The organism is Actinoplanes sp. NPDC000266 (assembly GCF_042899005.1).
Lineage (GTDB): Bacteria > Actinomycetota > Actinomycetes > Mycobacteriales > Micromonosporaceae > Actinoplanes.
Genome location: NZ_JBIAZI010000005.1, coordinates 414,319 through 432,613 on the forward strand (window position 1 = coordinate 414,319; position 18,295 = coordinate 432,613).

Consider the following 18,295-nt stretch of genomic DNA (forward strand, 5'->3'; position numbering starts at 1 on the left):
TCAGCGCGGCGCTTCGCGCGTCAGGTACGTGTGGTGGGTGCTGAAGCCGATCCGGCCGTACAGGGTCACCGCGGGCGTGTTGCGCTCCTCGACCTGCAGATAGGCGCGGGTGGCGTTGTGCTGCGCCGCCCACTGGGCGAGAGCGCGCACCACATGCTGGGCGATGCCGCGGCGGCGGGCGGCCGGCGCGGTCTGCAGCAACGAGACGCCCAGCAGGCGGCCCGGATCGGTGACCGCGCCGCGGGCGACCGCGAGCAGGCCACCGTCGGCGTCCCGCACCTGGGCGAAGACGACTTCCTCAGGACCGGTGAGAATGCGCACCGCGGCCGCGGGCAGCGTGCCCTTGTGCTCGGCCACCATGGCGTACCAGTCATCGCCCGGGGTGTCGGCCAACTCGACCGGGGGCAGATCGGCGCGGGCCTCCAGGCGCGACAAAAGCGGAGAGAGCAGAGCCGTCTGTACGAGCGTGAGCGGCCTGGACGTCCAGCCGCGGGCGTCCAGGGCGGCGTTCACCGGCGCCGCCAGCGGCATCGGCGCGTTGATCAGCGGGCGCTGGCCGTGCGCGCCGTACCACTCGGCCACGGCGTCGACGGCGGCCTCGAGGGTACGGTCGGGGTCGCCCACGGCGAGCGCGGAATTGGCCCGGCCGGTCCAGTTGCCGGCCGCGCGCAGAATCCAGCCACCCAGCCTGGCCTGCACCGGGGCCGGCCAGGCGGCGTTCGCGGCCAGCTCCAGATCGATGACGTCACGGGCCGGTGGGCGACGGGCCGGTGGCACCCGCTTGGCCCGGTGCACCTCGCGCAACGGCACCTTCACGGTGCCCTTGTCGGTGGCGATGGTGAGATCGGTGTCCGTGAGGTCGACCAGCTCACCCAGGGCATCCGTGTAGAGCGTCCGGTCCGGGGTAACGCCTACAATTCGGCGTACCACCACCCGGTGTCCCACATCCTGCCGACGGAGCACGTGTCACCTCCTCCGGCGGAGATACTAGGCTCTGCAACTGTCGCCGGCGGTGAGCCGTGCGAGGCTTTGGAGGGAAAGACCCGTGACCTACATCATCGCTGAGCCGTGCGTCGATGTGCTCGACAAGGCATGCATCGAGGAGTGCCCCGTCGACTGCATCTACGAGGGCAACCGGATGCTCTACATCCACCCCGATGAGTGTGTCGACTGCGGGGCCTGTGAGCCGGTCTGCCCGGTCGAGGCGATCTTCTACGAAGATGACGTCCCGGAGCAGTGGAAGGACTATACGAACGCGAACTACGAGTTCTTCGAGGACCTCGGCTCGCCCGGTGGCGCGGCCAAGGTCGGCAAGATCGACAAGGACTCGCCGTTCATCGTCGCTCTTCCGCCGAAGGCTTGAGCGCGGTCTCCGCGGCCCTGCCGGACTTCCCCTGGGATCTTCTGGAGCCCGCCAAGGCCAAGGCCGCCGCGCACCCCGACGGGATCGTCGACCTCTCGGTCGGCACCCCGGTCGACCCGGTTCCCGAGCTGATCCGGCGCGCCCTCGCGGACGCGTCGGACACTCCGGGATATCCGCTGACCGCCGGCACCCCGGCGCTGCGCGCGGCCATCGGTGACTGGCTGGCCCGCGCCGGCAACGCGTCGGGCACTCTGGGCGTGCTGCCCACGATCGGCTCCAAGGAGCTCGTGGCCTGGCTGCCCACCCTGCTCGGTGTCGGACCGGGCGACGTCGTGGTGATCCCGTCGGTCTGCTACCCGACGTACGAGGTGGGTGTCCGCCTGGCCGGCGCGACCGTGATCCGCTCCGACTCGCTGACCGCGGTCGGCCCGGCGCGCGTCAAGCTGATCTGGATCAACTCGCCGTCCAACCCGACCGGCAAGGTCCTCCCGGCCGAGCACCTGCGCAAGGTGGTCGACTGGGCGCGTGAGCGCGGCGCCGTGGTCGCCAGCGACGAGTGCTACCTCTCCCTCGGCTGGGAGACGAAGCCCGTCTCGGTGCTCGACGACGCGGTCACCGGCGGCGACTACACCGGCGTGATCGCGGTGCACTCGCTCTCCAAGCGCTCGAACCTCGCGGGATATCGGGCCGGCTTCGTCGGCGGCGACCCCGCCCTGGTCGGCGAGCTGCTCGCGGTCCGCAAACACGCCGGCATGATCGTTCCGGCGCCGGTGCAGGCGGCGATGATCGCGGCGCTGGGCGACGAGGCGCACGTGACCGAGCAGCGTTCCCGGTACGCCGAACGCCGCGAGGCGCTCCGCGCGGCCCTGGCGAAGGCCGGCTTCGAGATCAGCCATTCCGAGGCGGGCCTCTACCTGTGGTCGACCCGCGGCGAGGACAGCTGGCAGACCGTGGACTGGCTCGCGGAGCGTGGGATCCTGGCTGCTCCGGGTGCGTTCTACGGACCGGCGGGCGAGAAGCACGTACGGATCGCGTTGACCGCAACCGATGAAAGAGTCGCGGCCGCCGTCAAGCGCCTCACCTGATCTTTCCCGGCGCCGCGGTTCGACAGCGGTCGCTACGTTGGTTGCGTTGCGAGACGACGTAACTACGGGGAGGCGGCCGTGGGTGACGGCATTCGCGTCGAGAGTGACGGTCTGACGGCATTTTCCGGCAAGGTCCACGACGACACGTCCCGGACCATCGAGCCGGGCTATGCGGACGCCAAGATCTATTTCGATTCGGGCGTACGCTTCGGCGCGAACAACGCGGGCGGTGGGGTGCACGCCGCCAAGCAGAGGTACGCGGAGAGCCTGCGCGCGTCGAGCGCCAACATCGTCGAATACATGAGAGCGGCCCGGGTGCTCGCCGACGCGGCGACGTCGGTGGCGGCGATGGTCGACCGCACCGATCTCACGGCCAAGGAACGCGTCGACTACGTCAACGGGGCCTTGCACGCGGCGGCTTCTCATGAGTGACGACAGCTGGTGCACGAACTGGGCGGCCTACAACACGCCGCGCCTGTGGTCGATGGTCATGGACGAGGACGATGCGCTGGCCCGCTCCCAGGTGGGGGCGTGGCGGCAGCTCGCCGGATCGGTCCGCGGTGAGAAGGACGCCCTGGTGGCGGCGCGGGCCGAGCTGGTGGCGGCGTGGCCGCCGGAGGAGAACGCGTCGGCGGCGGCATTCGTCGGCCAGGTCGACAACCTGATCGCCCGGCTCGAGACGGCGTCGGCCGACGCGGACACGACGGCGAACGGGCTCGACAACATTCTGAACGCGCTGGCGGGGGCCAAGGAGAAGATCAGGCCGCTCTGGGAGCAGTACAAGGACAAGAGCAGCGATGTGGTGCCGCGCTGGTTCGACAGTGCGGAGGACGAGCTCGACGAGCAGGCCCGCCAACACATGATCAACGCGGAGCGGGCGGTCTCGGACGCCGTGGCGATGCTGAAGGTGCCGCCGGCGTTCGAGTTCCACATCGAGGGTGTGAAGGAGTGGCCGCCGCCGGGCGGTTCGGCGCGGCTCGGGCCGGGCGGGATCGAGGTGCCGGTGCCGCACGAGCCGGTGCCGCCGCTGCCGGGCAGGGAGGCGTTGCTTCCCGACGGCGCGGGTGTCGGCGGAGCGGGGGCCGGTGCCGGTGCCGGGGCGGGCGTCGGTGCAGGAGTCGAGGCGGGGGCCGGGGCGGGCGTCGGTGTCGGTGGAGGAGCTGGTGTCGGGGCGGGCGGGGTGATCGGTGGCGGTGCCGGGTTCGGGGCGGGCGACAGCGGTGCCGGAGCGGGCGCGGTGATCGGCGGCGGCGTCGGATCCGGGCTGGTGGGAGGCGGCGTCGGCGGTCCTGATCTGGCCGGCGTGATCAACCCACAGGGCTCGGGCGGTGAGGCCGGGCCGATGCCGGGTGGCGGCCTGTCCGGTAGCGGAACGCCGCTGCCGAGTGGGAGTGCCGGCGGGGCGGCTCCGGTGGTGCCGGGATTGCTGCCGGGCTCGGGTGGAGCTCCGGTCATCGGCGGTGGGCTGGGCCGGGCTCCGGGCTCCACTTCGGCCGGTTCGGGTACGGGGCGGACGGCGGGCCGTACGCCGCTGCCCTCCGGCGCGGTGATCGGCGGGACCGGAGGCGGCCGAACAGGGTCGGCCGGCGTGGGTCCGGGGCTCACCGGCGTGGGTGGGCGCGGAGTCAGTGGCGGAGCGGGCGTTGTGCCCGTCGCCGGTGGACGTCGAGGCCGATCCGATCGCCGATCGAGCTCCAGCCCGGATGAACAGGTCAGCGGCAGCGGAAGTGTTCCCGGTTCGGCGACGGCAGGTGGGGCAGCGCCGATCGGCGGCCCGGTCGGCGGGCGGCCCGGCGCAACCCGGTCCGGTGGTGGGCGGCCCGGCTCGGCTCGATCCGGTGGTGGGCCCGTTCCGCGTCCGGCGTGGTTGCCGGATGATCCGGTGGGTCCCGAGCGTCACCAGGCGGCCGCCGGTGGCATGGCGCACGGTGGTCACCGCCGTGGGCGGGACTCCGGTGAGCAGGCCCGATTCGATCCGGACAGTGCCTGGCGGGTCGCCGAAGGTGTCGCCCCGGTTATCGTGCCGGGTGAGGACGACGATCGGCATGATCCAGGCCTCGACGTGATCGGCCGCCGGGGGTGACCAGCAGTTCTCTCTCGCGCTCGGGCGCCATGGCCGGGGTTGTGCTGCTCCTGGTTCTGTTCGGTGGGGCGCCGGCTCGGGCCGACGTCTGGCGTGACCGGCAGTGGTACTTCGCGCCCATGAAGCTCGCCCAAGCTCAGAAGCTCGGCCGGGGCGGCGCCGGTGTGACCGTGGCCGTGATCGATACAGGTGTCGACGGCCGGCATCGTGACCTGCGTGGTGCTGTGGTCGGTGGGCGCTATACGCCTCGGGACGAACCCGCCGGCCACGTGACCAGCGGACCGCACGGCACCGCCATGGCCGCTCTGATCGCCGGCCGGGGGCACGGTGACGGGGACGGCATTCTCGGTGTGGCGCCGCGGAGCAAGGTCATGCCGATAAGGCCGGTGATGGATCACGCGCTGGTCGTCGAGGGGATCGAGTGGGCGATCGCGCACGGGGCCAAGGTGATCAACATGTCGTTCGAGCTGGAGTCGGACGGGACGTTGCAGCGGGCGGTGGCCAAGGCCGCGGCCGCGGACGTGGTGCTGGTGGCGGCGGCCGGCAACGAGAACCGGGGTGTCAGTGAGCCGGCCCGCTATCCGGGGGTGATCGCGGTGGGCTCGGTGGGGCGCGACAACAAGGTCACCGGATTCTCCAACCACGGCCCCGAGCTCGACGTCGTCGCCTACGGCGTCGACATTCCGGTGGTCCGGCCCGGCGGTGAGTACGCGGTCACGAACGGCACCAGCGTCTCGTCGGCGATCGTCGCCGGGGCCGTAGCGCTGGTCCGGGCGCGCTATCCGGACATGTCGGCCCGCGAGGTCGTCGATCGGATCACCGGTACCGCCGTCGACCGTGGGCCGAAGGGGCGCGACGACCGGTACGGGTCGGGGCAGCTCGACGTGCTGGCCGCGCTGACGGCGAAACGTGCGCCGAAAAGCGTGAGTCCCGCGCCGAGGATCGTGAGCTCCACTCCGGAGCCGGTCAGCGAGGAAAGCCCCCGTCCATTGCTGATCGTGATCACGGGATCACTCTTGCTGAGTGCCGTTCTGGGCCTGATGGTGCTGCTCCGGAAGCGCCGAAACTCCTGATCAAGACCCGGATCGGATGATCGGGGGCGATTCGTGGGGTCGAATGGGTGCCGGGTTCTGCGCTACTCTCGGTGTCAGCCGGAGATCGGGGGAACGCCGGTGAACTCATTCGCCCATGCACCACGCAAAGCGGATAACGACGTACGCCTCGCCGACGCGTGGCGGTTCGTGTCCGATGTCGAGTCGGCGCTGAGCCATGCGCAGCGCATCACCGGGCCGGACCGGACGGGCACCGCGTGGGCGGTGGTCGACTCGGTGGGCCGGTTCGTCGACATCGGACTGCGGCCCGGCTGGTGGGAGGCCCTGGGCCCGGACGGCGTGGCTGCCGGCCTGCTCGAGGCCCTGGAATCGGCCCGGATGAAGGCGGCCCTGGTGCCGCTGCTGCTACGCCGCAACGGCGAGCCACAAAAGCGGCACGGCGGGCCGCAGGAGCAGAGCGGCGGGCCGCAGGCGCAGAGCGGCAAGCCGCATGATGAGCTGAACGGCGAGCCGCAACTGGGACGCGGCGGGCAGGAGCAAGAGGCGGCGGAGCTGCCGCCGCCCGGGGCGGCCGACTTCCTGGACGCTGCCCGTGGGCGCATCGCCGAGGCGTACCGCCTGATCGACGAGGCCGGCAAGCGGATGCGCGAGCAGCAGGCCACCCGCGTGATCGCCGGTCCGCGCGGGCTGTTCCGGCTGCATGTGCGCGGCGAGCGGATCGAGCGGGCCGAGGCCGGCCCTCATCGGCCGGGCGCCGGTGACACCGACCGGCTCGTCGCCGACGCCCGCGACGCGCTCACCGAGCTGGCCCGGGGCCGCGACAGCGCCCTCGACGCGTGGCAGCACCGATGACCACCGAGGGCGCCGCCGTCACCTTCCGTGAGGCCACCGAGCTGGTGCACGAGACGGCCGGCCGGCTGGGCGACGCGTGGCAGCAGTTCGCCGAGTCGGTGCGTGACCTGATCCGGCGGGCCCGGCTCTTCCTGCGTGAGGACGGCGTCTGGTCGGCCGTCGTCCGGGATCTGCCGGCCGACGTCACCGACGCCGTCGCGGCGATCGACGGGCTGCTGGGCCGCCTCCGGCCCGGCGTCGACCGGATCATCGAGCTTTTGCGGGCCGTCGCCGGCCGGGCCACTTCGGTTTTCTCGCTGATGGAGACCGCGGTCGCGCATGGCAGCGAGGTCGCCGGGCGGTTCGCGGGCCGGGCCGGGGCGATCTCACGGTGGCTGGGGAGTGCCGGCGCCGGCCAGGTGACGTACGTCGTCAATCTTGGTCATCTCGGCGCCGAGCTGACTGGTCAGTTCGTGGGCGCCGCGATCGAGGCCGACGAGACCTCGGCCGCCAGCCTGCCGGCCTATGCCGGACACCTGCGGCGTCTCGCCGATCGGGTCGACCTCTCGGTGCGGCGCACCGCCGACTGGGCCGCCGATCTCCAGCGGCTGATGGGTGAGGCGCGTGTCGCCGACCTTCGATAGCGTCTCGTCCATGAGCCAGCAACCGACGATCGTGGTCCGCGGCGAGGCGTTCCGCGAGGTGCCGCCCGAGCAGGCCGTCATCTCCGTGAGCGTGTCGGCCCGCGACCGCGACCGCGAGACCGTGGTCAGCCGGCTGCTCGAGCGTTCGGCCGAGTTGCGGGCGGTCCTCGACAGCGAGAGCGGGCTGGAGCGGGAGAGCGGCGGCGTCCAGGTCTTTCCTGAGCTCAAGCGCGGTAGTGAGCGCGTGGTGGCGTACTCGGGAAATGTCGAGACCCGTGTGACCGTGACCGATTTCGAGGCCCTCGGCGCGCTTCTGCTGCGGCTGGCCGGGCTCGAGTTCGCGTCCGTGTCGGGGCCGTGGTGGCAGTTGCGGCCGGGCAGCAAGGCCGGCGGTGACGTCCGGCGCGAGGCCATCGCCGACGCCCTGGCCAGGGCCCGGGAGTACGCGGCGGCGGTCGGCGCCCGCATCGATCGGCTGGTCGAGATCGCCGACGAGGGCGTGGGCGGCGGCCCCATGATGATGCGGGCCGAGGCGGCCGGCTTCGACATGGCACGCGACGCGGGCGGCGGGTTCGAGCTCGATCCGCAGCGGCAGACCGTGCAGGCCGCGGTCACGGTCCGGGTGACGATCACCGAGCCCGACCTTTCGGCATAGAAGCGAAAACCGTCCGGAGAACCACCCTTTTAGGCGAGACTGTTCGACATGCCGAAGGGCCGCGGAGACGTCCTGCTGCGGGTGGCGAACGTCAACCCGGCCAGCGTGACCACACATACCGACCGGGTTCTGTACTCCGCGATCGGTGCTTTCATCCTTCTCTACTTCGTGTACGCCACGCTCGGCGGCGCCGCCTTCATCGACGCGGGCTCCAACTACCAGCATCCGTGGTACCGCTGGCTGGTCGGCCCGATGGTCGCCGCGGGCGTGGTGGCGTACGACCGGGCCGTGGTGGGCCGGGTGTCGATCAGCTACGAGCGGCTCGACTCGACCGACCCCCAGCACTTCCTCAAGAAGCCCACGATCGGCCTGTACGCGGGCCGGCTCGGCCTGGCGCTGCTGTTCGCCGTGCTCATCACCGAGCCGCTGATGCTCTCCCGCTATCAGGGCGAGATCGACGCCCGGCTCAACGAGGTCCACAACCAGCAGCTCAGCCAGATGGACAAGAGCGGCGTCATCGGCACGTACACCGGGCGGCTGGGTGAGCTCAAGCGTGAGACGGCCGCCGACGACGCCGCGGTCCGCGACCTGACCGACCGGGCCGCCCAGAAGCGGCACGACGCCCGTGCCCTCTACGACCAGGCGCTCGCCGACTCGGCCGGCGACGGCGTGTCCCGGGCCGCCGGATGCCCGAGCGGCGGATATTGCGACTCGCTCGTGAAGCGCTCCCGCTCGCTGGACACCGAGGCGGCCACGCTCGACAAGCAGGCCGGGACCCTGCTCGACACCCAGCGCACGGCCCGGGAGGCCCGCAACGCCGAGCAGGTGGAGCTGACCCGGCGGATCGCCGAGCAGCGGTCCCTGAACACCGAGTCGGTCCGCGACAACGCCGGCTTCGGCGCCCGCACGGCCGCCATGTGGCATCTGGTGACCACCGACTTCTGGGGTGTCGGCGTCTTCTACATCGGCATCATGCTGCTGCTGGTCGCGCTCGACTGCGCCGCCGTCGGGCTCAAGTTCGCCTCCAAGGGCAACGCCTACGAGCGGAACGAGGCCCGCGTCGCCCGCCGCCACGAGCACGAGGCCACCCTGCTGCACGAGCGCGGCATCCAGGACGCCCGTACGTACGGCGAGGCGATGGCGAGGGTGGTGGCCGAGAGCATCGAGACGGCCGCCCATGACGAGGAGGTGGCGCGCACCTCGGCCGAGCGGGCCGGCGAGGTGCTGCGCCACTCGGTGGTGGTGCCGCACGAGGTCCACGAACTGGCCGCACACGACGGCAAGCACCACCGTGCGCTCCGCAGCGAGCTGTTGCCGCCGGAGCAGGAGCACGACGGCCGCCACCGCCGCAACATCCGCGCTATCTGAGCTTGTTCGCCGCCCACAGGACGGCGGCGCCGGCCAGCCCCGCGGCGATCAGGCCGTGGTGCTGCGACAGCCAGAGCTGCGCGCTGCGGGACTTGGCCTGGTCGTCGAAGTCGCCGTGCGCGCCCGCGTCGGGCTCGCCGCGGCCGTCGGCCGGGTCCCACAGGTTGGCGGGCTCGTCGGCCGGCCGCTTCTCGCCGGTCTGCTGACTGTCGAAGCCGGTCCGGGCCAGATAGCGGTCGAGGACGCCGGGCGCGACCGCGTTGGCGATCAGCGTGCCCGCGGTCGAGCCGCCCACCCAGTACTCGCGGCGCTTCGGGTGCTCGGCCGCGTACAGGACGGCCTTCGCGGCCACCTCGGGCTGGTAGATCGGCGGGACCGGCTGGGCCTTGCGGGGCAGCCGGGACAGCACCCACCGGAACTGGGGCGTGTTCACCGCCGGCATCAGCACCATGGTCGTGTGCACGTTGCTCTTGTCGTGCAGCAGCTCGACCCGCAGCGCCTCGTTGAAGCCCTGGATGGCGTGCTTGGCGCCGCAGTAGGCGGTCTGCAGCGGGATGCCGCGATAGGCCAGGGCCGAGCCGACCTGGACGATCGTGCCGCGGTCACGTGGCTGCATGCGGGTCAGCGCGGCCCGGGTGCCGTAGACGTAGCCGAGGTAGGTGACCTCGGTGGTGCGGGTGAACTCGTCCATGCCGATGTCGGCGAACCGGGCGAAGACCGAGCTGAACGCGTTGTTGACCCACAGGTCGATCGGCCCGAGCTCTTTCTCGATCCGGTCCGCCGCCTCGTCGACCGCGGCGTAGTCGGCCATGTCCACCTCGATCGGCAGCGGGGTGCCGCCGGCGCGGCGCACGTCCTCGGCGGCCGCGGCCAGGCCGTCCGATCCGCGCGCCAGCAGAGCGACCGAGTCGCCGCGCGCCGCCAGCCGGCGGGCCACCGCCCGGCCGATGCCGCCGCTGGCGCCGGTCACTACGGAGATCCTTGTCATGTGGTGGAGGTTCCGCGATAAAGGCCCGGGGAAACCTCAATCCAAGGTCCGGCGTACGCCGGAAGCCTGCACCGGCACGGTGAAGGTGGCGCCCTCGCACGCGGCGGCGGCGTTCTCGCGCAGGCTCAGCGCGGTGGTGACGGCGAACGCCCGGACCGCGTTCTGCTCCACCTCCCACACCACGTCGAACCGCGGCCGGGTGAACGTCACCGCGGCGTCGGTGCAGCCGGCGTCGCGGTGCTCCGGGTCGGCGATGATGTTGCCGGCGCCCGCCGTGACCGCGGTGATCCGGATGGGATAGCCGGTGTCGTTGGTGACGGTGACGGTCAGGTTGCCGCTGTCGCCGCGCTTCAGCGGCACGTTCAGGTCCGACCGCCCGCGCAGGGCCAGCTCGACCGGTCCGGCGTCGGACACCGGCCGCGTCTCCGACCCGGTGATCTGCCAGTAGGCCCACGCCGCGCCCGCGTTCACCACGACCGCGGCCGCCGCCGCGATGCTGAGGATGGTCCGGGTGCGCCGGTCGAGCTTGGTGCTTTTCCGTACGTCACCCGGGCTGCGCACCTCCCACGTCGGCTCCTCGTGGTCGGCCGTGGCGAGCTCGACGTGCATGTCGCCGGCCTTGTTACCGTTCTTGCCACGGTCACGGATGCCGCCTTCACGCAGTCGAGTGAGGACCTCACGCCGCATCATGACGCTGCCTCCATGTTCCGCGTTCCTCCTCGACGACCGGTGGGGACTGGTGTGTACAACGGTCCTCGACGACGCCGGGTCATGTGATCGGGATTCCGTCCGCCGTTCTGCGCGCATAAATCGCACAAGCCCGCCTGTCCGGCTTACCCCAGTCGAGGGAATGCCCACGACAATTTCAAGTCACGGCGCTGACCAGCGCTTTCCCGCAAAACGCACTTCATCGGCCCGGACACCCTCCTAGCAGCGACAACCAAAAACTCAAAATCCAGGACCCGGGCCCTTGTACGAATGGATGTCGCGTTCCCGCTTCATCGCCGAGATCGCGTCGAACGGACTAATTCGACCGGGCTAATCCCCACCCTGCAAAATCGATCGAGCCCTCGGCGTGGGACCCCGCCGAGGGCTCGATCATTTCCCCACCTATTCAGGAATGTCCGTGGCCGGAGAGCCGCTGGCGGACGGCTCGGCCGGACTCGGGGGTGGATCCGGAGGAGTCGTCACCGGGACGGTCGACTCGGGCTCCGGTTCGCGCGCCGCCGGCGGACTGGTGACGGCCTCCGCCGGTGCGGGCTCGGCGGTGGGGGAGGTGGTGACGACGGTGGCCGGCGCCGGAACCGGGGCGGCGACCGCGGCCGCGACCCCGGCGGCCGGTGCGGGCGCCGGCGCGGGCGCCGTGGCCGGTTTGCCGGGGAACGAGAGCTGCTGGCTCTTGCGGCCCTCCGCGCCCGTCCACGTGGCGTAGCGCGGAACGATCGTCCAGTACCACTTGCCGCCGGCGACGGCGTCCACGGCGAAGGTCACCGACTCGGTCGCCGCTCCGGAGGCGGCGACGGTGTGGGTGAGGTCCGGCCGCGCCGGGGCGCCGACGCTGTGGGCCGTGACCACGTAATGATCCATCCGGACGCCGGGCACCAGCTCCTGGGCGCTCCAGCTCACGACGGCCTGTCCGTTCTGCTTGGCCGCGCTCGGCGTGACGCCGCGGGGCATCGCCGCGACCCGGGCGGTGACGGTGAGCTCACTGGCCGGAACCGACCAGTCCGCGTAGGCGACGACGGTGCCCGCCACTCCGAGGGCCGCGGCGACAGTGCCGATCAGCAGAAGCCGCCTCATCGGCGTTCCCGCAGGCCGGTCCCGGTCAGGGCGATGGTGAAGCGGGTGCCCGCGCACCTGGTGGTGGCCCCGGACGGCATCGTGACCGGGACGGTGCCGTCCAGCGTCGTGCGGCTTCTCGGCTCGACCGCTTGGGGCAGCCGTCCGTTGTAGGCCTTGACCAGCAGGCTCGCCGAGGTCGCGGGACAACCGCGCCGTGACGACGAGACCACCTTGCCGCTGATGCCGTGCAGGCGGAGCCGGTACTGCGACGGGTTCACCACGGTCACCCGCATCTGCTTGACCGCGCCGGGGTAAAGGCCCCGGACGCCGCGGCCCTGCAGTTCGAAGGTCATCGCACCCCCACCCTGCTCACGCCCGACGAGCACCATCGCCTCGTTCTCCGAGGGATCGGGCGACTCAGGCGATCCCGGCGTGAACGCGACCACGGTCCCGCCGATCAACGCCGCCGCGGCTACGGAGGTCCGCCAGCTCTTCAACATCAACTGTCCCCGGATCGATTGGACTGCGGCACCAGCGACGAAGAACGATTACTTGACGGTGCTGACGGCCTTGAAGGTGTATTCGAGCTGGATCTTCTTGGCCGCGCAGTCCTGCGGCAGTTCGCCGATCGTCAGATTCGACTCGACGGTGGCCGACTTCTTCGCCTGCACGGTGGGAGTGCCGGGGAAGTCGGTGCTCTTCACGGCGGTGAGCAGACCCTGCTCGCACTTGGGCGTCGCCGGGTCGACGGTGAACTTGGTGGGGGTGATGGCCTTGTCGAGGATGACCGGGAACTCGTTCGGGTTGTCCACCGTCAACGAGATCTTGGTGACGACGCCGGGGTAGAGCTTGTCGACCACCGCGGCGTGGGCGTTCAGAGCCTTGATCTCCGCGCCCTCGGCCGAGGCGGTGCCCTTGCCGTCGACAGTCCAGCCGTTGGCGGCCCAAGCCGCCGCGCCGGCACCCACCGCGAGAACGGCCGTGGCGGTGACGATGGCGGAACGCTTGGTCATCTTGCGCATTTGAATGTCCTCCAGGGACGGTCATCTGAACCGTGGAATTTGTGTGGCCGGTGCCCTCGGCGTTCCGGCGCTGCGACAAAGATGGCCGAATCTCTACGGAGAAACGATAGTGCTTCCGCCTGTCCTGTTCCGCACTCCAAGACAAGGGACTAGCGCCGTTCCGATGACCCCGCAAGGCTGACGCGAACGTGAGGCTTCAAGCTCTGCGCTTGCGTTTGAGATCGCTGGGAACGCCGTGACCAGCGGAAACGTGTCGCTATCAGCTGGGTGCCATGATATCAATCAAAGTTGAGATCCACTGGTCGGACGGGCGTCGATAATGTGAGAAAAGGGGGTTCAAAATCGCGATACTTGCCACCCGGCAAGCGCAGCGGAACCCTAATGAGTGATGCTATTTTCGAGGTGCGTCACCTGAAAGAGGCTTTACGCGGACGCCTCTGTCGAAGCGATGGCCTCGATCTCGACCTTGAAGGCCGGATTGACCAAGCCGGACACCTGCACCAGCGAGCTCGCGGGCGGGCGGCTGAGGTCGATGACCTCGTCTCTGGCCGTACGGAAGGAACCCAGGTCTTTCAGGTCCGTGAGAAAGACGGTCAGCTTGACCACGTCGGACATCGAGGCCCCGGCCGCCGCCAGCACCGCCGCGATGTTGCGGAAGACCTGCCTGGTCTGCTCCAAGGCGTCGCCCGGGCCCACCAGCTGGCCGTTCGCGTCGAGCGGGACCTGGCCCGAGACCAGCACCAGACTGCCGGTGACGGAGACCGCGTGGCTGTACCCGTTTGTCGGCGGAGTCCCCTCCGGCCGCAGATGGTGCTGCACGTGACCAACCCTAACCGCTACGGTCGGGTCCATGGCTTTGGTCTTCGGTGAGGTGGCCGGTCTCTACGACGACGTGCGCCCCGGATATCCGGACGAGCTGAGCCATGCCGTCGCTGAGGCGGCGCCCGAGGGGCCCGCTGTCGACATCGGCGCCGGCACCGGCAAGGGCACCGAGGTGCTGGTGAAGATCCGCGACAGCGTCACCGCCATCGAGCCGGACGGGCGCATGGCCGCCGTCCTTCGTGAGAGGTTTCCGGCGGTCCACGTCCTGGAGAGCACCTTCGAGGAGTGGACGGCCCCGCCGGGCGGAGTCGCGCTGCTCGCCTGCGCGATGGCCTGGCACTGGATGGCGGAGGAGAGCCGCAATCAGCGTGCTTTCGGCTCGCTGACTCCAGGAGGCACCCTGGCGGTGTTCGGGCACCGGTTCGGTTATGCCGATCCCGCCCAGTCCGCGGCCATCGGCGAGGTCTTCGACCGGACCGGCCGTGACGTCCCGACGCGGCCCGACCACTGGGTCGTCGACGACGTGCGCGGCTCCGGGGTCTGGGCCCGCGTCGACGAGCTCGAGTGGCACGAGGACCTGCCGCTCAGCACCGAAGGTTATCTGGCCCTGACTCAGACCTTCTCGCCGTTCCGCCGGCATTCGCCTGCCATGCAGCGCCGGGTTCTCGACGGGCTGCGGGTGGCGATCGACGGGTTCGGCGGCACGATCCACCTCGATCTGCACACCACCCTCGTGATGGGACGACGATGATGCTGCTCGACGACCGGAACGCGATCATCTACGGCGGCGGCGGTTCCGTCGGCGGCGCCATGGCCAAGGCCTTCGCGGCGCAAGGAGCAAAGGTCTTTCTTGCCGGCCGTACGGCGTCAAGCCTGGACAAGGTGGCCGGAGCGATCCGTGAGGCGGGAGGCCGGGCCGAGACCGCGGTGCTCGACGCGCTGGACGAGGCGGCGGTCGACGCGCACGCGGCCGAGGTCGGCCGGATCGACATCTCGGTGAACGTGATCTCGACCTACGACGTGCAGGGCACGCCGCTGGCCGAGATGGCCGTCGACGACTATCTGTCCCCGGTGGCCAAGCCGCTGCGCTCGCAGTTCCTCACCACGCGCGCGGCGGCCCGCCACATGATCCCGCGCAAGCGGGGCGTCATCCTCTTCTTCGGCGGCGAGGGAGACAAGACGGCCAACCGGATGCACCGGCTCGGCGGGCTGCTGGCCGGGTTCGCCGCCGTCGAGGCGCTGCGCCGCCAGCTCGCGGCCGAGCTGGGCGAGCACGGCATCCGGGTGGTCACGCTGGCCACCTCCGGCATCGCCGAGACGCTGCCGGACGACATGCCCGGGGCTGGGGAGATCCGCGAGATGATCACCGCGACCACGCTGCTGGGCCGGGCCGCCACCTTGGAGGATGTCGGCCACGCCGCCGTCTTCGCCGCGTCGGACTGGGCCCGCACGATCACGGGCGCCAGCATCAACGTCAGTTGTGGAGCGTTCCTGGATTAGATCCGGGCGAGCTGCTCGGCGAAGAGCGTCGCCCTGGCCATCTCGCCGGGAGCGCGTCCGGCGCGGGCGGCGACGAGACCGTCCGGCTGCCAGATGCCCGAGCGGCCGGCGGTGGCCGGATAGGCGGGGCCGGTCGCGCCGGCGCACGAGGCGATCGCCGTCCACACGCCGTACGTGGTGCTGATCCGCCGCGCCCGCTCGGCCAGGACGACATCGTCGGCCGGCTCGTCGACCACGCCGGCCACGTACGCGTCGATGCCGAGCGCGGCCGTGTCGGCCGCGTGCTGCTCGACGCCGGTGTCGCGGCAGATGCCCAGGCCCAGGCGCCAGCCGTCGACCTCGATCACCTCGGGGCCGGGGCCGGCCTGGAAGCGGCCCTCGGTGTGGTGCGGGTACTGCTTGCGATAGACGACCTGCACGCCGTCGGCGTCGATCCGCAGCATGGCGATGTACGGGCCCGGCACCGGCGCGCCGACCAGCGCGACGGTGTCGGTGGCGGTACACGACTCCACCAGCGGGGTCAGCCGCGGATCATCGGGCTTCAGCAGGGGCGCGTCCAGGTCGTACCCGGTGAGCGAGAGCTCGGGGAAGACCACCACCCGGGCGGCGGCCGCGCGAACCGCGGACGCGTGCCGCGTGACGTTCGCGGCGATGTCGAGCGTGTGCACCGGCGGTTGGGCGACGGCGATGACCAGAGAGCGCATGGGGCGATCTTCCTGTGGGGGATGCGGTTCTAAGGACGTACGGCTTGGACGAGGAAACGGTGTGCGGTCACGGTCAGCCCGCCGTGCAGGCGGATGAACGTGTCCAGTCGGGCGAGAGCCTCGGAGTAGCGGCTCGGGGCGAAGTCACGGATCTGCCAGGGAAGGTCACGCAGTTGGCGGATCACGGCGCCGATGTCGTGGAAGGTGACCGGCGGGCGCTCCTCGCGCACGTCGGTCACCTCGAGGCCGGCGGCGCTGAGGGCGCTCGCCGCGACATCGGCGTTCCAGGGCTGGCGGTGGGCCGGCGGCGCGTCCAGCGCGTGGTTGAGCCCGGCCAGGTCGTCGCTGCCGACCTGCTGGGTGAGGAGGCGGCCGCCGGGCCGCAGCAGGCGGACGATGTCGGACGCGGGGAGCCGCCCATGCCGGCTCAGCACCACGTCGAACTCGTCCTCGCCGCCGGGGAGCTCGGTCAGCACCGGCACGTCGAACGGCGCCAGCCTGTCCCGGGCGACGGGGGTGTTGCGCGCCCAGCTCTCCACCGCGACGGTGTGCCGGGGCAGCGGCGTCAGCTCGGCCAGCAGCTCACCGCTGCCGGTGTCGAGATCGAGCAGCGACCCGGCGTCACGCAGAAGGGTGCGGGCGATCGAGGGGTACGACCAGGTCGGCTCGGAACCGACGTGGCGACCGTCCAGCCAGGCGAACTCCCAGCCGGTCGCGCGCTCGCCGACGGCCGGGCCGGCCGTGTCCTCGTATCGCTGACCGATGCGCACACCCCCGACGGTAACCACTGTCCCTGTGCGGCAAGCAGGGGGTGTGACGTGGCTCAAAACAAGATCCGTGTGAACCGGTCGTAAATTGTTCAGACCGCCGCGGCTTCGATCCGGCGAAGAAGGCCGAGCCAGCCCTTCCCCATTCCGTGCAGGGGCATCGAGTCGGGCACGAACCCGCCATGCACCAGGAAAAGGCGCGTCCCGGACCCCTCGGGCTCCAGCCGCCAGGTGATCGTGGGCTCGGTCAGCGCCCGCGCCAGTACCGCTCGAACGGGTGAAGCCAGTCGCTCACCTCGGCCAGCGGGCCGGCGGCAGGCGGTAGTAGCGATGCCGGCCCCGCGGCTCCTCGGTGACCGGGCGCGCCTGCCGCAGCACCGCCGAATGTTCGGAGACGGCCGGGCGGCTCAGCGCGAACCGCCCGGTCAGCTCGCCGGCGGGCAAAGGCCCGTCACGCAACGCTCGAAGCAACTCCCGGCGAACCGGATCGGCCAGAGCGCCGAAGACATCCATCTCTGGCACGCCGCCGAGCGAAGCGGAGCCAGCCAGCTCAGTGCCAGCCAGCTCAGTGCCGGACCGGCATCAGGATTGAGAAGCGGGAGGCGTCGCCCGGCACCCGCACGGCCAAGGGCCTGATGGGGCCGTCGAGCTCGAGGATCAGCTGCCCGGCGTTGCCGGCGTCGAGGGCCTGCAACAGGAACTCCCGGTTCACGGCGACGCGGTCCTTCGCGTCCGCCGCCCACTCGCTCTCCGGGACGGGCCGGACGTCCCCGGCCGGGTCGAAGCTCAGGACCGTGACCTCGTATGCCCGGCCCTCGTGCTCACGGGTCGCCGTGGGGGCGGCCGCCACCGCCGAGCGCAGGGCGGCCGTGTCGATGGTGACCCGGCGGGCCGGGTCGGGCAGGCCGCCGAGGAGCCGCCGGTGATCGGGGAAGTCGAGGTCGAGCGGCTTGCCGTCGATGGTGTCGCCGCCGGGCAGCTCGACCCGGACGTCGACCGGGGCCAGGTCGATCACGACCGGGCCGTGGGTCAGGCGAGGACGCAGGCCGTCGAGGAAGTCGAGCGGCAGGACGGCCCGGGCCGGCGGGCCCTCGACGGTGGCGGCGACGCCGGCCACGGCCATCCGGAAGCGGTCGGTCGCGACCAGGGTGAGCTGGTCGCCGGCGACGTCGAACAGGACCGAACCGAGCATCGGCAGGGACGGGTCGGCCCCGGCGGCGAAACGGACGGCGTCGATCGTGGCGGCCAGCGCGGCGCCGGGCAGGGTGAGGCGGGTCATCAGATGCTCCTCCAGGTCGAGCAGGGCGTGGATGCGCAGGAGCTCACGCTTCGCGTCGGCCAGACCGTCCTCGAGCCGCCGCCGATGGTGATCGATCCGGCGGCGTACGGAAGAAGGGTCTTGAAGCTCGCGGACGGCCTGGGCGATCTCCGCCACCGGCATGCCGGCCCGGCGCAACCCGGCGATCAGCCGGGCCGCCCGCACCTGCTCGTCGGCATAGCGGCGATAGCCCGTCACCGCGTCCACGCCGGCCGGGACGAGCACGCCCGCGCCGTCGTAGAACCTCAGCGCGCTGACGCTGAGCCCACTGGCCCGGGCCACCTCGCCGATGCTCCGCATGTCTCCTCGCA

Annotated in this window: 23 protein-coding genes; 11 read left to right on the forward strand and 12 right to left on the reverse strand. The window is 71.3% G+C overall.

Going from position 1 to position 18,295, the window contains the following annotated elements:
- Nucleotides 1-963, reverse strand: coding sequence for a GNAT family N-acetyltransferase (locus tag ACFY36_RS22545; protein WP_499747926.1), 963 nt, complete (start codon nucleotides 961-963; stop codon nucleotides 1-3).
- Between the two features lie 82 nt (nucleotides 964-1,045).
- Here ACFY36_RS22545 and fdxA point away from each other — a divergent pair, with 82 nt between their 5' ends.
- From fdxA to ACFY36_RS22590, 9 genes are all read left to right on the forward strand, one after another.
- Nucleotides 1,046-1,363 carry a ferredoxin gene (gene fdxA / locus ACFY36_RS22550; RefSeq protein ID WP_218854020.1) on the forward strand — a complete coding sequence of 106 codons (318 nt, stop codon included), beginning with the start codon at nucleotides 1,046-1,048 and terminating at the stop codon, nucleotides 1,361-1,363.
- Nucleotides 1,360-2,448, forward strand: a complete 1,089-nt coding sequence (gene dapC / locus ACFY36_RS22555) for a succinyldiaminopimelate transaminase (RefSeq protein ID WP_499747927.1) — start codon at nucleotides 1,360-1,362, stop codon at nucleotides 2,446-2,448. Before fdxA ends, dapC begins: the two co-directional genes overlap by 4 nt.
- A 78-nt stretch (nucleotides 2,449-2,526) precedes the next feature.
- Entirely contained in the window at nucleotides 2,527-2,880 is a 354-nt protein-coding gene (locus tag ACFY36_RS22560) for a hypothetical protein (protein ID WP_499747928.1), read from the forward strand.
- Nucleotides 2,873-4,531, forward strand: a complete 1,659-nt coding sequence (locus tag ACFY36_RS22565) for a hypothetical protein (protein ID WP_499747929.1) — start codon at nucleotides 2,873-2,875, stop codon at nucleotides 4,529-4,531. Before ACFY36_RS22560 ends, ACFY36_RS22565 begins: the two co-directional genes overlap by 8 nt.
- A complete protein-coding gene (locus ACFY36_RS22570) occupies nucleotides 4,528-5,604 on the forward strand; it encodes a S8 family serine peptidase (protein ID WP_499747930.1) in 1,077 nt (358 codons plus the stop codon). The genes ACFY36_RS22565 and ACFY36_RS22570 overlap by 4 nt, the downstream gene beginning before the upstream one ends.
- A gap of 99 nt (nucleotides 5,605-5,703) precedes the next feature.
- Nucleotides 5,704-6,435 carry a hypothetical protein gene (locus ACFY36_RS22575; RefSeq protein ID WP_499747931.1) on the forward strand — a complete coding sequence of 244 codons (732 nt, stop codon included), beginning with the start codon at nucleotides 5,704-5,706 and terminating at the stop codon, nucleotides 6,433-6,435.
- Nucleotides 6,432-7,058 (forward strand): hypothetical protein, encoded by a 627-nt coding sequence (locus ACFY36_RS22580; RefSeq protein ID WP_499747932.1) that lies wholly within the window; start codon nucleotides 6,432-6,434, stop codon nucleotides 7,056-7,058. The genes ACFY36_RS22575 and ACFY36_RS22580 overlap by 4 nt, the downstream gene beginning before the upstream one ends.
- A 10-nt stretch (nucleotides 7,059-7,068) precedes the next feature.
- On the forward strand, nucleotides 7,069-7,713 hold the full coding sequence (locus ACFY36_RS22585; RefSeq protein ID WP_499747933.1) for an SIMPL domain-containing protein: 645 nt from the start codon (nucleotides 7,069-7,071) through the stop codon (nucleotides 7,711-7,713).
- Between the two features lie 48 nt (nucleotides 7,714-7,761).
- On the forward strand, nucleotides 7,762-9,081 hold the full coding sequence (locus tag ACFY36_RS22590) for a DUF4407 domain-containing protein (protein ID WP_499747934.1): 1,320 nt from the start codon (nucleotides 7,762-7,764) through the stop codon (nucleotides 9,079-9,081).
- On the opposite strand, the gene ACFY36_RS22595 is transcribed toward ACFY36_RS22590, so the two are convergent.
- The 6 genes from ACFY36_RS22595 to ACFY36_RS22620 form a co-directional block, all read right to left on the reverse strand.
- Complete coding sequence (locus ACFY36_RS22595; protein WP_499747935.1) at nucleotides 9,074-10,069, reverse strand: SDR family oxidoreductase; 996 nt, start codon at nucleotides 10,067-10,069, stop codon at nucleotides 9,074-9,076. The two genes, ACFY36_RS22590 and ACFY36_RS22595, sit on opposite strands and share 8 nt — an antisense overlap.
- 36 nt (nucleotides 10,070-10,105) lie before the next feature.
- Nucleotides 10,106-10,759: a hypothetical protein gene (locus tag ACFY36_RS22600; RefSeq protein ID WP_499747936.1), complete on the reverse strand. Its 654-nt coding sequence runs from the start codon at nucleotides 10,757-10,759 to the stop codon at nucleotides 10,106-10,108.
- A 420-nt stretch (nucleotides 10,760-11,179) separates the two neighbouring features.
- Nucleotides 11,180-11,869, reverse strand: coding sequence for a hypothetical protein (locus ACFY36_RS22605; RefSeq protein WP_499747937.1), 690 nt, complete (start codon nucleotides 11,867-11,869; stop codon nucleotides 11,180-11,182).
- A complete protein-coding gene (locus ACFY36_RS22610) occupies nucleotides 11,866-12,351 on the reverse strand; it encodes a hypothetical protein (protein ID WP_499747938.1) in 486 nt (161 codons plus the stop codon). The genes ACFY36_RS22605 and ACFY36_RS22610 overlap by 4 nt, the downstream gene beginning before the upstream one ends.
- 48 nt (nucleotides 12,352-12,399) lie before the next feature.
- Nucleotides 12,400-12,864, reverse strand: coding sequence for a hypothetical protein (locus ACFY36_RS22615; RefSeq protein WP_499747939.1), 465 nt, complete (start codon nucleotides 12,862-12,864; stop codon nucleotides 12,400-12,402).
- Between the two features lie 432 nt (nucleotides 12,865-13,296).
- Entirely contained in the window at nucleotides 13,297-13,692 is a 396-nt protein-coding gene (locus ACFY36_RS22620; RefSeq protein WP_499747940.1) for a RidA family protein, read from the reverse strand.
- A gap of 31 nt (nucleotides 13,693-13,723) precedes the next feature.
- On the opposite strand from ACFY36_RS22620, the gene ACFY36_RS22625 reads away from it, so the two are divergent.
- Together ACFY36_RS22625 and ACFY36_RS22630 are read left to right on the forward strand one after the other, a co-directional pair.
- Nucleotides 13,724-14,446, forward strand: a complete 723-nt coding sequence (locus ACFY36_RS22625; RefSeq protein ID WP_499747941.1) for a class I SAM-dependent methyltransferase — start codon at nucleotides 13,724-13,726, stop codon at nucleotides 14,444-14,446.
- Nucleotides 14,443-15,195, forward strand: coding sequence for an SDR family NAD(P)-dependent oxidoreductase (locus ACFY36_RS22630; RefSeq protein ID WP_499747942.1), 753 nt, complete (start codon nucleotides 14,443-14,445; stop codon nucleotides 15,193-15,195). Before ACFY36_RS22625 ends, ACFY36_RS22630 begins: the two co-directional genes overlap by 4 nt.
- On the opposite strand, the gene ACFY36_RS22635 is transcribed toward ACFY36_RS22630, so the two are convergent.
- The 5 genes from ACFY36_RS22635 to ACFY36_RS22655 all read right to left on the reverse strand — a co-directional run bounded on the left by ACFY36_RS22635 (nucleotide 15,192) and on the right by ACFY36_RS22655 (nucleotide 18,284).
- A complete protein-coding gene (locus tag ACFY36_RS22635; RefSeq protein ID WP_499747943.1) occupies nucleotides 15,192-15,899 on the reverse strand; it encodes a carbon-nitrogen hydrolase family protein in 708 nt (235 codons plus the stop codon). The genes ACFY36_RS22630 and ACFY36_RS22635 overlap by 4 nt on opposite strands.
- Nucleotides 15,900-15,928: 29 nt before the next feature.
- Nucleotides 15,929-16,669, reverse strand: coding sequence for a class I SAM-dependent methyltransferase (locus tag ACFY36_RS22640; protein WP_499747944.1), 741 nt, complete (start codon nucleotides 16,667-16,669; stop codon nucleotides 15,929-15,931).
- 89 nt (nucleotides 16,670-16,758) lie between these two features.
- The gene (locus tag ACFY36_RS22645; protein ID WP_499748203.1) at nucleotides 16,759-17,052 is read right to left on the reverse strand and encodes an SRPBCC family protein; all 294 of its coding nucleotides are present in this window, start codon (nucleotides 17,050-17,052) and stop codon (nucleotides 16,759-16,761) included.
- Nucleotides 16,958-17,179, reverse strand: coding sequence for a metalloregulator ArsR/SmtB family transcription factor (locus ACFY36_RS22650; RefSeq protein ID WP_499748204.1), 222 nt, complete (start codon nucleotides 17,177-17,179; stop codon nucleotides 16,958-16,960). Before ACFY36_RS22650 ends, ACFY36_RS22645 begins: the two co-directional genes overlap by 95 nt.
- A gap of 52 nt (nucleotides 17,180-17,231) precedes the next feature.
- Entirely contained in the window at nucleotides 17,232-18,284 is a 1,053-nt protein-coding gene (locus ACFY36_RS22655) for a DNA polymerase III subunit beta family protein (RefSeq protein WP_499747945.1), read from the reverse strand.
- Between the last annotated feature and the right edge of the window lie 11 nt (nucleotides 18,285-18,295).

Excerpts from the sequence above, each read along its gene's own strand:
- ACFY36_RS22565 (WP_499747929.1), top strand. The coding sequence starts at position 2,873 with ATGAGTGACGACAGCTGGTGCACGAACTGGGCGGCCTACAACACGCCG.
- ACFY36_RS22580 (WP_499747932.1), top strand. The coding sequence starts at position 6,432 with ATGACCACCGAGGGCGCCGCCGTCACCTTCCGTGAGGCCACCGAGCTG.
- ACFY36_RS22585 (WP_499747933.1), top strand. The coding sequence starts at position 7,069 with ATGAGCCAGCAACCGACGATCGTGGTCCGCGGCGAGGCGTTCCGCGAG.
- ACFY36_RS22590 (WP_499747934.1), top strand. The coding sequence starts at position 7,762 with ATGCCGAAGGGCCGCGGAGACGTCCTGCTGCGGGTGGCGAACGTCAAC.
- ACFY36_RS22595 (WP_499747935.1), bottom strand. The coding sequence starts at position 10,069 with ATGACAAGGATCTCCGTAGTGACCGGCGCCAGCGGCGGCATCGGCCGG.
- ACFY36_RS22600 (WP_499747936.1), bottom strand. The coding sequence starts at position 10,759 with ATGATGCGGCGTGAGGTCCTCACTCGACTGCGTGAAGGCGGCATCCGT.
- ACFY36_RS22605 (WP_499747937.1), bottom strand. The coding sequence starts at position 11,869 with ATGAGGCGGCTTCTGCTGATCGGCACTGTCGCCGCGGCCCTCGGAGTG.
- ACFY36_RS22610 (WP_499747938.1), bottom strand. The coding sequence starts at position 12,351 with ATGTTGAAGAGCTGGCGGACCTCCGTAGCCGCGGCGGCGTTGATCGGC.
- ACFY36_RS22615 (WP_499747939.1), bottom strand. The coding sequence starts at position 12,864 with ATGACCAAGCGTTCCGCCATCGTCACCGCCACGGCCGTTCTCGCGGTG.
- ACFY36_RS22625 (WP_499747941.1), top strand. The coding sequence starts at position 13,724 with ATGGCTTTGGTCTTCGGTGAGGTGGCCGGTCTCTACGACGACGTGCGC.
- ACFY36_RS22630 (WP_499747942.1), top strand. The coding sequence starts at position 14,443 with ATGATGCTGCTCGACGACCGGAACGCGATCATCTACGGCGGCGGCGGT.
- ACFY36_RS22635 (WP_499747943.1), bottom strand. The coding sequence starts at position 15,899 with ATGCGCTCTCTGGTCATCGCCGTCGCCCAACCGCCGGTGCACACGCTC.
- ACFY36_RS22650 (WP_499748204.1), bottom strand. The coding sequence starts at position 17,179 with ATGGATGTCTTCGGCGCTCTGGCCGATCCGGTTCGCCGGGAGTTGCTT.
- ACFY36_RS22655 (WP_499747945.1), bottom strand. The coding sequence starts at position 18,284 with ATGCGGAGCATCGGCGAGGTGGCCCGGGCCAGTGGGCTCAGCGTCAGC.